The 12,525-nt window shown below is 68.6% G+C and carries 8 protein-coding genes; 5 read left to right on the forward strand and 3 right to left on the reverse strand.

Going from position 1 to position 12,525, the window contains the following annotated elements:
* The first annotated feature begins 144 nt into the window (after positions 1-144).
* Positions 145-2,001, forward strand: a complete 1,857-nt coding sequence (locus TSH64_RS28770; RefSeq protein ID WP_109095162.1) for a tetratricopeptide repeat protein — start codon at positions 145-147, stop codon at positions 1,999-2,001.
* Here the strand turns inward: TSH64_RS28770 and TSH64_RS28775 are convergent.
* Together TSH64_RS28775 and TSH64_RS28780 are read right to left on the reverse strand one after the other, a co-directional pair.
* Positions 1,998-2,666, reverse strand: a complete 669-nt coding sequence (locus TSH64_RS28775; protein WP_109095161.1) for a formyltransferase family protein — start codon at positions 2,664-2,666, stop codon at positions 1,998-2,000. The genes TSH64_RS28770 and TSH64_RS28775 overlap by 4 nt on opposite strands.
* Before the next feature lie 43 nt (positions 2,667-2,709).
* Positions 2,710-3,834 (reverse strand): glycosyltransferase family 4 protein, encoded by a 1,125-nt coding sequence (locus tag TSH64_RS28780; protein WP_247872676.1) that lies wholly within the window; start codon positions 3,832-3,834, stop codon positions 2,710-2,712.
* 236 nt (positions 3,835-4,070) lie between these two features.
* Here TSH64_RS28780 and TSH64_RS28790 point away from each other — a divergent pair, with 236 nt between their 5' ends.
* Complete coding sequence (locus TSH64_RS28790; RefSeq protein ID WP_282188131.1) at positions 4,071-5,039, forward strand: GDP-L-fucose synthase; 969 nt, start codon at positions 4,071-4,073, stop codon at positions 5,037-5,039.
* Between the two features lie 87 nt (positions 5,040-5,126).
* Here the strand turns inward: TSH64_RS28790 and TSH64_RS28795 are convergent, their stop codons facing one another.
* Positions 5,127-7,085, reverse strand: coding sequence for a tetratricopeptide repeat protein (locus tag TSH64_RS28795; RefSeq protein ID WP_109095158.1), 1,959 nt, complete (start codon positions 7,083-7,085; stop codon positions 5,127-5,129).
* 362 nt (positions 7,086-7,447) lie between these two features.
* On the opposite strand from TSH64_RS28795, the gene TSH64_RS28800 reads away from it, so the two are divergent.
* From TSH64_RS28800 to TSH64_RS28810, 3 genes are read left to right on the forward strand one after another with little or no spacing between them, the layout of a single operon-like run.
* Positions 7,448-9,604, forward strand: coding sequence for a peptidase domain-containing ABC transporter (locus TSH64_RS28800; protein WP_109095177.1), 2,157 nt, complete (start codon positions 7,448-7,450; stop codon positions 9,602-9,604).
* An 11-nt stretch (positions 9,605-9,615) separates the two neighbouring features.
* Positions 9,616-11,037: an HlyD family type I secretion periplasmic adaptor subunit gene (locus tag TSH64_RS28805; RefSeq protein WP_247872675.1), complete on the forward strand. Its 1,422-nt coding sequence runs from the start codon at positions 9,616-9,618 to the stop codon at positions 11,035-11,037.
* Between the two features lie 2 nt (positions 11,038-11,039).
* Positions 11,040-12,395: an SEL1-like repeat protein gene (locus tag TSH64_RS28810; RefSeq protein WP_109095156.1), complete on the forward strand. Its 1,356-nt coding sequence runs from the start codon at positions 11,040-11,042 to the stop codon at positions 12,393-12,395.
* Positions 12,396-12,525: the final 130 nt, after the last annotated feature.

The following is a 12,525-nucleotide window of genomic DNA, read 5'->3' on the forward strand; positions in this document are numbered from 1 at the left end:
GCCGCCGGGTTCATTTGACCGGCCAAATTGGCCTGTGCTATGCCGCCGGAAGGGCCGGGGATCGGGCGGGGTGCCGTTTTCCTCGCCCGAGTTCCTCGCCCAAGCGTCTGCTTTCCCCTGTTCTTCCCCGGTCAAGGCCACGCCATGGGACATGTCACCGATCGCGCCATCGAACTGTACAAGGCCGGGCGCCGGGACGAGGCGCTGTCCCTGGTCGAGCAGGTGCTGCGCGAGGATCCCGTCGACCGAGACGCCTTGAGCCTGGCGGGTGCCATCCTCTACCAGTCGGACCGGCTGGACGAGGCGGAGCGGATGCTGCATCGGTTGATTGCCGGCCATCCGCTGTTCGCGCAGGGGCGCATCAATCTCGCGACGGCGATGCTGGCGCGCGGAGCCAAGCAGGAGGCCCTCCGTCATCTGCGCGTCGCCTGCCTGCTGACGCCCGGGGATCCCGATGCGCACGGCCGTCTCGGCAACCTGCTGCACGGAACCGGCGATTACGCGGCGGCGACGCGCCACATGAGCCATGCCGCCCGGCTGTGCCCCGCCGATCCCGACCGGCAGGTCCTGCTGGCGGTGACCCTGCTGTCGCACTGCGACCATGCCGGGGCGGTGGAGGTGTTGACTCCCGTCCTGGCCCGGCATTCCGGCCATACCGATGCCCGCACCCATCTGGCCGCGGCCTGGCTATCGCTCGGCCGTCCGGATCTGGCGGAAGAGACCCTGCTGGCGGCGGGAAGCGCCCCGTCCGGCGACTTCCCTCCATCGGGTGGCGTGCAGGAGGCCGCGCAAAAAACCGCGCAGGGCGATCCCATACTGTCCCGCGCCCGGCTCTACCGCCAGGTCGCCGCCGACGCCCAGCGGCCCCACACGCCGGAGGGGCTGCTGGTCCGCGCCCCCTTCTCCGTGCTGTCCGGCTATGGCGACTTCGCCCAGCATTTCGTGCGCAGCCTGATGGAATGCGGGACGACCCTGCGGCTGGCCGGGCTGATGGGGGAGGAAAGCTGGCGCCCGGCCTTCACCGACCCGATCCTGCAGGCGGCCGCCCGGCGCCTCGGCGATCCGGTGCGGGCGCGGCTGGCGCTCAGCGTGCTGACCCCGCCACTGGTGGAGCCGGTCCCCGGTCTGCCGACGGTCAACTACACCATGTTCGAGGGGCCGCGCATCCCGGCCTCCTGGGCCGTCTGCAACCGGGCCCACGAGATGGTCGTCGTGCCGACCGACTCCTCGCGCCTGGCCTGGATCGCCGCCGGCCATCCCGAAGACCGCATCCGCGTCTGCCCGCCCGGCATCGCCCCCCATCCGGCCGATGCGGCGGCACAGCCGCTGCCCATCGTCGGTCCGGGCGGTCGCAGCGTGATGGATTACCGGGTGCGGGTTCTCAACATCTCCGACTTCGTCGCGCGGAAGAATCTCGCCGGGCTGCTGCGGGTCTGGCTGCGCGGCACCCGTGCCGACGACGATGCGATCCTGATCCTGAAGGTGGGAAAGGGCGGATCGTCCCTCATGGGCGAGATGCGCCGTCTGGTCGAGGGGGGCATGCGCGCCACCGGCCGGCGGCTGGATGAGGCGGCTCCCATCGCCCTGCTGACCGACCGCTACGACGATGCGGGAATTGCCGGCCTCTATGCCATGGCCACCCATTATCTCAGCCTGTCGCATGGCGAGGGCTGGGACCTGCCGATCACCCGCGCCGGCTGCCTGGGGGCCGGGCTGATCGCGCCCCGGCACAGCGCCTACACCGCCTATCTGAACGACCGGGTCGCCCACCTGATCCCCTGCACCACCGGCCCGGCGCTAATGCCGTACAGCAGCGCCTATTACCAGCCCTTCCATGGGCTGGACTGGTGGCATCCGGACGAGGATGCCGCGGCCGACATCCTGTCCCTCGTCATCCGCGACCCCGAGGGGGAGCGCCGCGACGCAGCCCGTCATCTGATGGACAATTTCACCTGGGACGCCGCCGCCCGCCGTCTGCTCGACGCCCTCGACGGCGTCTAATCCTCCAGCACGAAGCGGCGGCCATGCAGGGTGATGCGGGGGCGGATCCCCTCCTGCTCGACGCTGCGCAAGGCCCGGATGCGGCGCTCCATCTCTTGCGCACCGATGTCGGAGGGCAGGGTGCGGAGGTCGTCCAGCGCCTTGGCCGTGCAGCGGCGGCTGTGGTCCCAGGCAAGCTCGGTGCGGGGCAGAGGCCGGCCGGTCGCCGCCAGCTGGGGCGCCAGTATCACGAACAGATGGACCAGCGCGGTATGGGCCTGGTCGATCAGCCAGACCGGGTCGGGATCGGCGGGCAGGGCGAAGCTGAGTGCGCCGACGATCGGGCCGGCATCCACCCGCTCCACCATTTCGTGGGCGGTGACCCCATACTCCGCCACCCCGTCATAGAGTGCGAAGGCGAAGGGGTAGCGGCCGGGATAGGCGGGCGGGGCCGGGTGGAAATTGTAGGAGGGGCCCGAAACCCGCCGCAGCAGCTCCGCCGGCACCACGCAGTTGGTCCGGAAGGCGACGAGGCGGTCGATCTGCCCACGGTCCGCCATCGCGGCTTCCAGTTGCGGGCGGTCGGCGACCGTCACGACGGTCAGGTCGTGGTTGGCTCCGGCGAGGATGGCGGCAAGATGGCGCGCATCCCCCGGCTGGGCCAACAGGACCAAGTTGGCGGGCATAACCGGACCTCCTCCCTCAAAAATCCTGGCGAAAGCCCCGGTTTCACTGCGTGGCGTCGACGAACGCCTCGGCGAAGGCGCGCCAGCTGCGCTCGGTGCGGATGAAGGCCTTGGCGCGCGCGGCGCGTGCCTTGGCCGCGGCACGGTCGGCGTAGAGCCGCTCCAGCGCCTCCACCAGCTCGTCGACCGAGGATTCGCCCCAGCCGAAGCGGCTGCCTTCGCGGTCGGCGACCGGAACCTGACGGTCGAGCGTCAGGCAGAGGTCGTCGCCCTGGGTCGGGCTCTTCAGCAGGTCGCGGTGGCCGGTGTTGTTGGACAGAACCACCGGTACGCCGCAGGCCATCGCCTCCATGGCGACGAGGTTGGTCGCCCCCTCGCAGCGGTTGGGGAAGACGGCGGCGTGGCAGTCGGCAAGGATCCCGGCGATCTGGTGACGGCCGAGGAAGCCCAGATCGACGAAGCCCTCCTCGTCGGCGCCGTTCTCCATCGCCCAGCTCTTCACGTCGATCATGTTGTTGGGCATGACCCGCGGCGGCTTCGACGCCAGCGGCGATTCCGCCATCGTCATGCCGACCTCCGGCCAGGCGTTCTGCCAAGCGGTGACCAGCAGCGCGTCGGGATGGCGCTGACGGAAGGCGAGGAAGGCGGCCAGCACGATGTCCTGGCCCTTGCGGAACTCCAGCTTGCCGCCGGAAAAGACGACGAAGCGGTCGCCGAAGCGGCTGCTTGGGCGAGCCTCCACCATTTCGGTCGGGTCGATGCCCTGAAAGGCGAGGCCGACATTGTCGAAGCCCCAGATCTCCAGAAGCTGCTTGTTGTAGGTGGAATGCACGACGATGCGGTCGTACTGGCGGGCGCGGGCCATCACCTCGGGCGTGAAGCGGGTATCCTCATAGGCGATGACGCCGATGTTGCGCCGGCCGCGGAAGCGCGTCGACGGACCGCCTGCGGTGAAGCCGTTGCCCAGCGCGTGCAGGACGTCGAACTCCTTCAGCAGCAGCATGTGGCCCTTGGCGTTGTCGGCCATGGCGGCGATCTGCTGGTAGGGGGCTTCCAGCGGCTGCAGCTTTTCGCGGTTTTCCGGGCGCAGGGTGCCCATCAGCGGCTTTTCCAGCAGCAGCGGCGGCCGCCCGGCGTCGGCGAGGTAGAGGGCGGTGTGGACACCCACCAGCCCCCAACCGTGGACCTCCGTGAGCTGCCAGGTAAAAGCCAAGTTCGGAATCATGATGGAAACCCCAATTCTGGGTGCAGGTCAGCGAGCCCAGGCGGGCGCCGGGTGGGCGCCGGGCGGCGGGAAGATCCCGCGCCGGGGCGGCGCTTGTCAAGCCGAGCGGAGCGGACTGGATTCCCCGCCTGCCCGATGCTACGACAGCGGCGGCTTTCCATAGCGGGATGGTGCTCAAGGTGCGGACGGAATCGCTTTTCTCCCTGGAGGGCAAACGGGTCTGGGTGGCCGGGCATCGCGGCATGGCGGGCGCCGCCGTCGTCCGCCGGCTGGAGCGCGAACCCTGCGACCTGCTCACCGTCGGGCGCGACCGCGTAGACCTGCGCCGCCAGTCGGAGGTGGAGGACTGGATGGCCGAAACGAAGCCGGACGTGGTCTTCGTCGCCGCCGCCACCGTCGGCGGCATCCTCGCCAACTCCACCCGGCCGGCCGAGTTCCTCTACGACAACCTGGCGATCGAGATCAACATCATCCATGGCGCCTACCGGACGGCCGTGAAGAAGCTGGTCTTCCTGGGATCCTCCTGCATCTACCCGCGGCTGGCCGAGCAGCCGATGCGCGAGGACGCCCTGCTGACCGGCCCGCTGGAGCCGACCAACGAGTGGTATGCCATCGCCAAGATCGCCGGCATCAAGATGTGTCAGGCCTACCGGCGCCAGTATGGCTGCGACTTCATCTCGGCGATGCCGACCAATCTCTACGGACTGAACGACAATTTCGACCTGCAGGGCGGGCACGTCGCCGCAGCGTTGCTGGCCAAGATCCACCGGGCCAAGGTGGAGGGGTTGCCCTTCGTCGAGCTGTGGGGCACCGGAGCGCCCAGGCGCGAATTCCTGTTTGCCGACGATCTGGCCGATGGCCTGGTCTTCCTGGCCCAGCATTATTCGGGCGAACCGCACGTCAATGTCGGCACCGGGATCGAGGTGTCGATCCGGGAACTGGCCGAGCTGATCCGCGACGTCGTCGGCTATGAGGGCGAGTTCCGCTACGACACCTCCAAGCCGGACGGCAGCCCGCGCAAGCTGATGGACGTCAGCCGGATGAGCGGAATGGGCTGGACCGCAGCCACGTCCTTGCGCGACGGCTTCGCCACCACCTACCGCTGGTTCCTGGAGACTGTCGACCGCGGCGGCCTGCGGGGGGTGTGACCCCCGAACGGTGAAGCCTGCCGGGAGAGGGCGCGGCGCCGACGGGGCCGTGCCCTCTCCTCTTTCATCCCCTCGGGTGGCGTTCCCTCAGGCGGCGCTGCGGGCCACCCAGTCGCGCCACATGGCGCGGTAGGCCGCCTCGACCCCACGGGCGAAGCCCGTGTAGTCGGTCAGCGGGGCGGCGCTCAGCCGGCTGCGCATCGTCCGGCGCAACCGGTCCAGGCGGCCCGGGTCGCCGGCGAGCGCCACTGCGGTGGCGATGTAGCCCTCCATGTCGGAGGCCACCAGCTCCGTCAGCCCGCAATGGGTCAGCAGGCTGGCGCCGACGCGGGCGACATGGTTGGCGCCCGTCAGCGTCACCACCGGCACACCCATCCACAGGGCCTCGCAGGTGGTGGTGGTACCGTTGTAGGGGAAAGGGTCGAGCCCGATGTCGATGCGGTCGTAGGCGCGCAAATGCCCGTCGGCCGCGTCGATGCGGGCCAGAAGCTCGATCCGGCCGGCGTCGATCCCGCACTGGACGAAGGTGTTCAGATAGCGCCGGCGCGTCTCCTCGTCGCCCATCTGGGCGCTCTTGACGATCAGGCGCGAGCCCGGCACCCGCTTCAGGATCTCCGACCAGACACGCACCACCTCCCCTGTCACCTTGGAAGTGTTGTTGAAGGAGCCGAAGGTGACATGGCCGTTGGCGCGGAACGGCGGTTCGGCCGGCGGGGCGACGTCCAGCGGCGGGCGGTAGCTGTGGAAGCCCTGTGGCAGCCTGACGATGCGTTCCGCGCTCAGCCGGTCGGCCTCGCCCGGGGGCTCGGCGATGGCGTCGCTGAAGCGCCAGTCGATGGCGCGCATGCCGGTGGTGTCGGGATAGCCCAGCCACGTCGCCTGCACCGGCGCCGGCTTGCGGGCGAACAGGGTCAGCCGGTTGTTGGCGGTGTGGCCGGTCAGGTCGACCAGGATGTCGATGCCGTCCTGCTCGATCAGTGCCGCGGCGCGGGCATCGTCCACCCCCACCAGCGACCGCCAGCCGTCGGACAGCCCCTTCAGCCGTTCCGTGACCACGTCGGAGCGTGCGGACGCGGGGTAGCAGAAGACCTCGAAGTGCTCGCGGTCATGCTCGCGGATCAGCGGCTCCGCGAAGAAGGCGACCGAATGGGCGCAGAAGTCGGGCGAGACGTAGCCGATGCGCAGCCGGCGATCGGGATCGCGCGGGTTGGCATGGCGCCTGTCGGCGGGCAGCAGCGGGTCGGCATGACGCTGTGCCCACGCCATATGGGCCCTGAAGATGGTCTCGGGCGGAACGGCCGGGGTGTAGTGCAGGGCCAGCAGCAGGTTGGAATGCATCAGGGCGTGGGTGGGGTGCGCCTCCAGCCCCTTCTGGAAGACGCCGACCGCCTCCTCGATGCGTCCCATCTCCTTCAGCGTTTCGCCCAGGTTGTTCCAGGCCTCGGCCGATTTCGGATCGGCCTTCAGCGCGGCGACGAAGCACTCCACCGCGCGGGTGAGTTCGACCGCCCCCTTGTGCAGGTCGCCCAGGTTGCACAGCGCCGCCGCCATGTCCGGCTTCAGGCGCAGCGCCTCGCCATAGGCGGCCTTGGCCGCCTCGCGGTCGCCGCGGTTGCGCAGGATGTTGGCGAGGTTGAAGTGGGCCTCGGCATATTCGGGCTTCAACCGGATGGCGGTGCGCAGCGCCTCCTCCGCCTCGGCGCTTCGGCCCATGTCCTGCAGCAGGCAGCCATGGTTGCTGTGGACGAAGGGATCGGCCGCGTTGCGGGCAAGCGCCCGGCGGTAGCAGCCCAGCGCCTCCTCCCAGTCGCCGCGGGCGCGCAGGATGATGGCGAGGTTGTTGTTGGCGTTGGTGTGGCCGGCATCGGCAGCCAGCACGGCGCGGTATCCGGCCTCCGCCTCGGCCGTCCGGCCTTCCCGGTGCAGGCTCAGCGCCCGGCCGAAGGCGGCGTCCCCTGCCGAAGCCGCCGGAGCCGTGCTCTGCGGGGAGGGGGCCGGAATGGCCGGGCGCTTGGCCCTGGCCTGCTTGTGTGAAGGCTTTTTCATCGGGCTGACCGCTTGGCGTTAAGTCTTCGTCGGCAGAAAAGCCGTCCTGCCGGTCGATAGCAATGACCATGCGCTGCCGCAAGCGGCATCTCGTCTCCGGATGGATGTGCCGCAACGGCCACATGGGGTGGAGACATATGATGGATGGCGGATGGGCCCTGGGACAGATGGCTTGCCGCTGTTGGGCCAATTCTGCTATCTCAACGGAATCGCGTGGCTATGCATCGTTCGCAAGTGGCGGACTCTACGCGCTTCGTCGCGCCCTGGCCCCCAAGGAGCGCATGGTCGATCGAAACCGGGTGACCGAACGGTATGAAGACCTTGCCTTCGCGACGCATTCCACATTTTTCACGGCGGTTCCCATGACCTTAGCTGCGGAAGTCCCCTGCGCCCACACCGGGCTGCATTCCCTGGCTGTCGTCGCGCGCCAGCGTGGCCTCGACGTTTCGGCCGAGCGGCTTCAGCACAGCAACGTCATCGGAAACGAGGAGCTGGACACCGCGCGCTTGCTGCGCGTTGCCAAGTCGATCGGCCTGAAGGCCGAGGCGACGACGCTGGACTGGGACGATCTGGGCAAGCTCCAGGATGCCTTCCCCGCCATTCTGCGCCTGCGCAACGGCAACTCGATGGTGGTGGTCGGCTTCGGCAAGCAGGGCGACACCGACGTCGCCATTCTGCAGGATCCGCTGGCCGGGCAGGAGTTGATCCTGCCGGTCGACCGCATCCGCCTGAGCCAGGCCTGGGCCGGCGAGGTGGTGCTGCTGAAGCGCGACTACGGCCTGGCCGACGCCGAGCAGCCCTTCGGCCTGAAATGGTTCGTGGTGGAGATCCTGCGCCACAAGCGCATCTTCCGCGACATCGGCATCGCCGCGATCCTGATGAGCCTGTTCGCGCTCGCCGTGCCGATCTTCTTCCAGCTGGTGGTCGACCGCGTGCTGGTCCACCGCAGCCTGGGCACGCTGGGCGTGCTGATGGTCGGCATGATCGGCGTCATCCTGTTCGAGACGGCCTTCTCCTACCTGCGCCAGTACCTGATGCTCTACGCGACGAAGAAGATCGACGCGAAGATGAACGTCCAGGTCTTCAACAAGCTCGTCGGCTTGCCGATGCATTATTTCGAGAAGGTGTCGTCGGGCGAGATCGTCAAGAACGTCCAGCAGGCCGAGCGGATCCGCACCTTCCTCACCGGCCAGCTCTTCATGACGCTGCTGGACACGGTCTCGCTGGTCGTCTTCCTGCCGATCATGTTCATGTACAGCGTGCCGCTGACCGTCCTGGTCCTGGCCTTCTCCATCCTGATGGCGATCAACATCGGCATCATGATCCCGCTGATCAAAGGCCGGATGAAGGATCTCTACCAGGCCGAGGTGCGCCAGCAGTCCTTCCTGATCGAAAACATCCACGGCATGCGCACGGTGAAGTCGCTGGCGCTCGACGCCCGGCAGAAGCAGGAGTGGGACCACCGCGTCGCCCGCGCCGCCGAACAGCGCTTCGACGTCGGCCGCATCATGATCATCGGCCAGACGGTGGCCATGCCGCTGAACCAGCTGATGATGGCCTGCCTGCTCGGCCTCGGCACCTATCTGGCGCTGAACGGCGACATGATGATGGGCGCGCTCATCGCCTTCTACATCCTGGCCGGCCGCGTCACCCAGCCGCTGCTGCAGATGGCCCAGCTGGTCCAGCAGTTCCAGGAGGTGTCGATCTCGGTCCAGATGCTGGGCACGATCATGAACCACGCGCCGGAAGAGGGCCGCACCGGCCGCGGCCTGCGCACGCCGCTGCGCGGCACGGTCGAGTTCCAGGAGGTGCGCTTCCGCTACGCCCCCTCGGCGCCGCCGGCGCTCGACGGCGTGTCCTTCGCCGCCACCGAAGGCACCATCCTCGGCGTGATGGGCCGCTCCGGCTCGGGCAAGACCACCGTGACCCGTCTCCTGCAGGGGCTGCACCGGGCGCAGGAAGGCCTGATCCGCATCGACGGCCACGATCTGCGCGAATACGACCTCGACCATCTGCGCGCCTCGATCGGCGTCGTGCTGCAGGACAATTTCCTCTTTACCGGCACCATCCGCGACAACGTCGCCGCCGCCAAGCCGGGGGCGACGACCGACGAGATCCTGAAGGTGATCCAGCTGGCCGGCGCCGACGAGTTCGTGGAGCGGCTGCCCAAGGGCCTCGACACCATGCTGGAGGAAGGCTCGTCCAACCTGTCCGGCGGCCAGCGCCAGCGCCTGGCCATCGCCCGCGCCCTGCTGACCAACCCGAAGATCCTGATCATGGACGAGGCGACCTCGGCGCTCGACGCCGAGAGCGAGGCGATCGTCCAGGCCAACCTGATGAACATCGCCCGCGGCCGCACCATGATCATGATCTCGCACCGCCTGTCGTCGCTGGTGCCGTCGGACACCATCCTGGTGATGGACCGCGGCAAGGTGGTCGACAGCGGCCGCCATGACGAGCTGCTGGGGCGCTGCGACATCTACCAGCATCTCTGGCACCAGCAGAACCGGCACATCTAGGAGCGCGTCCCTTGACCGCACAGAAGCTTGCGAAAATTGAGACGACGCGCATCCCCGCGAACGATGCCGTAGCGCGCAACCCGGCCTCCCCGCTCGACAAGCGCGCCAAGGCGCGCGGCAAGGCGGCGGTCGGCGCCTTCCAGAAGGACACGGAGGCGATCCAGAACGCCCCCGATCCGTTCCTGGCGCGCATCACGCTGCATCTGCTGGCCCTGTTCGTCATCGGGGCGATCACCTGGGCGTCGCTGTCCTACCTGGACAAGATCGTCGCCTCCCAGGGCAAGATCATCTCGACCGAGCCCAACGTGATGATCCAGCCGCTGGAGATGGCGGCGATCAAGCAGGTCCTCGTCCGCGCCGGCGACGTCGTCCACCAGGGCCAGGCCCTGGCGACGCTGGACCCGACCTTCACCCAGGCCGACGTCCTGCAGCTGGAATCCCGGCTCGCAAGTGCCGACGCCCAGATCGCCCGGCTGGAGGCCGAGCATGACGGCAAGCCCTTCGTGGCGGGCAGCGACCGCTATGGCTACGGCACGCTGCAGCAGGCGCTGTGGCGCGAGCGCCAGGCGCAGTACCAGTCGCAGATGCAGAATTACGAGGAGAAGCTGGCCCGCCTGCAGTCCAACGTCTCCAAATACGAGATGGACCGCGTCCATCTGAACGAGCGGCTGAAGGTGGTGCGCGAGATCGAGACCATGCGCTCCTCGCTGCTGGCGACGCAGGTCGGCAGCAAGCTGAACCTGCTGCAGGCCACCAGCGACCGCATCGACATCGAGCGCAACCTGGTCCTGAACCAGAACGAGCTGCAGGGCAACCGCCACGACCTGCAGGCCCAGCTGGCCGAGCGCGACGTCTTCATCCAGCAGTGGAACGGCAAGATTATCGAGGAGCTGACCACCCAGCGCAACGACCGCGAGGCCGTGCGCGAGCAGCTGACCAAGGCGCGCAAGCGCCAGTCGCTGGTCCAGCTCGACGCACCGGTCGACGCCATCGTGCTGGAGGTCTCGCCCAAGGCCACCCCCGGCTCCATCGCCAAGGAGGCCGAGCCGCTCTTCACCCTGGTGCCGGTCGGCGCGCCCCTGGAGGTCGAGGCCAACATCGACGCCCGCGACCTCGCCTTCGTCCAGATCGGCGACAAGGTGCGGGTCAAGCTCGACGCCTATCCCTACATGCAGCACGGCTCGCTCGAGGGCGAGGTGGCGACGATCAGCGAGGACTCCTTCTCCAACAGCAAGGACAACACGAATGGGATGCTGTTCTACCGGGCGCGGATCAAGCTGCTGACCACCGGTCTGGACAATGTGCCGTCCAACTTCCGCCTGATCCCCGGCATGCCGCTGACCGCCGACATCAAGGTCGGCGAACGCCGGATCATCACCTATTTCCTGCGCCCCATCCTGCGCGGGTTCGACGAAAGCCTGCGGGAGCCCTGATCTTGTTCGGCAAGATGCTGAAGCGAAGCAAATCCACCACCGGTTCCCGCAAGCCCGATTTCCGGCGCGGCCTCGCCGCCTTCGAGGCGGAGGACTATGCCGCCGCCGTCGCCGACTGGATGCCGCTGGCCGAACGCGGCGACGCCGAGGCGCAGTACCGCATCGGCCAGCTCTATGCCCGCGGCCAGGGGGTGGTCCGCGATTTCGGCGACGCCGCCCACTGGTTCCGCAAGGCGGCGGAGCAGGGCCACCGGGACGCGCAGTTCTCGCTCGCCCTGTGCTACGCCAACGGCGAGGGCGCGGCGCAGGACAACGCGCTGCCGGTGCGCTGGTACAAGATCGTCTCCAAGGCGAGCCCGCCGACGGCCGACGCGAATCTCGCTCTGCTCTATCCCAACGGGCTGGGCATCGCACCGGACATCGCCCAGGCGGTGCATTGGTACCGGCTGGCCGCCGAGGCCGGCCATACCGAGGCGCAGCACCACATGGGGCTGCTGCATGCCTTCGGGCAGGGGGTGGCGCAGGACCATGCCGTCGCCGCCGACTGGTACCGCCGCTCCGCCGAGGCCGGCTATGCGGTGGCCCAGCATGCGCTCGCCTCGCTCTACGCCAACGGCCAGGGGGTGGAGCGCGACGTCGGCCAGGCGATCGCCTGGTACGGCCGAGCCGCCGAACAGGGCTTCGCCAACGCCCAGCTGGCGCTCGCCGTCATCCACGAGCACGGCACCGGGATGGAGCCCGACCCGGCCCGGGCGGCGGAGTTCTACCGCCAGGCGGCGGAACAGGGCCATCCGGTGGCGCAGGTCAATCTGGGCCTTCTCTATGCCCGCGGCCACGGCGTGCCCAAGGATTACCGCGAAACCCTGAAATGGTGCCGGCTGTCGGCCGAGAAGGGCAACGTCAACGCCCAGTTCAACCTGGGCCTGATCTATTCCAACGGGCTGGCCGGCTCCCCCGATTATGCCGAGGCGGCGGTCTGGTACCGCAAGGCGGCGTTGCAGGGCAATGTCGGCGCCCAGGTCAATCTGGGGCTGATGCTGGTCCATGGCTGGGGCGGCCGCCCCGACCTGGTCGAGGGGGTGGACTGGCTGCGCAAGGCCGCGGCGCAGGGCCACACCGGCGCCATGACCAACCTGGGCGCGCTCTACGCCAGCCCGGACAGCAAGGCCCACAACCCGGTGCAGGCCTATGTCTGGTATATCATGGCCGCTGCCGGCACCCAGCCCGGACCCGAGCGCGAGGAGCTGGAAGCCAAGGCGCATGAGCTGGGCAACCAGCTGACCAGCGAGGACCGCCACAAGGCCCAGGTCATCATGGAGGATTGGAAGAAGAACCCCAAGCTGGTGGCGAATGCCTAGCCGGCCGGCGTGATCGTCCGGCCCCGATCGGGGGCGTGACGGCCGCGGCCCCAGTGGGGGGGAGCGGCTATCCGCCTGATCAGGCAGGATTTTTCCCGGCATTGTTGACCGGTATCCTATCGCGTGCATT

The sequence above is a fragment of the Azospirillum sp. TSH64 genome (assembly GCF_003116035.1).
Classification (GTDB): Bacteria; Pseudomonadota; Alphaproteobacteria; order Azospirillales; family Azospirillaceae; genus Azospirillum.

Bases quoted from the DNA above. Each gene is read 5' to 3' on its own strand.
- TSH64_RS28795 (WP_109095158.1), bottom strand. From the start codon at position 7,085: ATGAAAAAGCCTTCACACAAGCAGGCCAGGGCCAAGCGCCCGGCCATT.
- TSH64_RS28770 (WP_109095162.1), top strand. From the start codon at position 145: ATGGGACATGTCACCGATCGCGCCATCGAACTGTACAAGGCCGGGCGC.
- TSH64_RS28800 (WP_109095177.1), top strand. From the start codon at position 7,448: ATGACCTTAGCTGCGGAAGTCCCCTGCGCCCACACCGGGCTGCATTCC.
- TSH64_RS28775 (WP_109095161.1), bottom strand. From the start codon at position 2,666: ATGCCCGCCAACTTGGTCCTGTTGGCCCAGCCGGGGGATGCGCGCCAT.